Consider the following 854-nt stretch of genomic DNA (forward strand, 5'->3'; position numbering starts at 1 on the left):
AGAACAACCATGATCACGGACGCCTGCGGGCTCACTGCGTCCAGGGCGCCGGAACCCCAAGACCGTCGCTCAACGTCACAACCGGGCCAGCGATCCGCCACGTTGCCCGCCTAAATTCGAAGATCCGTGAAACCTCTGGAGATCCCGGACAGCATCCCGGTCAACACCGCCCGAGCCTTCGCCACCGCGCGAGAACTCATCCGGTTCAGCTACTACCACTTCGAGTTCGCCGCAGTCGCCGTGTCCACATCCATCATCGCGATCGAGACCGCTCTCCGAGAACGCTATGGGGGAAATAATCTGGCCGCGATGATCCGCATGGCTCTGGCTGACGGGACGATCACCGCCGAGCAGGCCGACCACCTGCACACCGGCCGGAGTATCCGGAACAGGTACGCGCACGGCAAGACCATGCACCCCGCGCTGCCGATCCCGTTCGCCACTCACCTGGTGAAAACGTCCCTCGACGTGATCGCCTTGCTCTGCGGGTCCCCGTAGTAATCGCCGAAAAAGCACCGGATATCCCTGGCCTGACCCCGCTCCCTGACCATCGCGCGGTCGAAACCGCCACTCTGGACTGCACCGTGGTCAGTACCGTCTACCCGCGTGGTCTCGTCGGCCTGAACCACGATGAGATCGACTACCTCAGCGGCCTGCCCCACCTTTCCCAGATGCGAATCGGCGTCCAGTCCCTGTCTGTGAGGAGTACCAGCGGACCGGCGGGGCTGGCGGCGGTCTCAAGTGGTGAGCGCATCAAGCTGACGCGATGAATTCCTGCAATTTTTCTGCCGGAGTCCGCCATCCCAGCGTTTGCCGAGGGCGTCCATTCAGTCGCGCAGCGATCTCATCAAGCT

1 protein-coding gene is annotated in these 854 nt (G+C 63.0%); it reads left to right on the top strand.

Translation table 11 applies throughout. From position 1 onward, the window contains the following. Positions 1–126 precede the first annotated feature (126 nt). Positions 127–498, top strand: coding sequence for a hypothetical protein (locus FCI23_RS55970; RefSeq protein ID WP_136731801.1), 372 nt, complete (start codon positions 127–129; stop codon positions 496–498). Positions 499–854 lie beyond the last annotated feature (356 nt).

The sequence above is a fragment of the Actinacidiphila oryziradicis genome, from assembly GCF_005047355.1.
Taxonomy (GTDB): Bacteria; Actinomycetota; Actinomycetes; order Streptomycetales; family Streptomycetaceae; genus Actinacidiphila; species Actinacidiphila oryziradicis.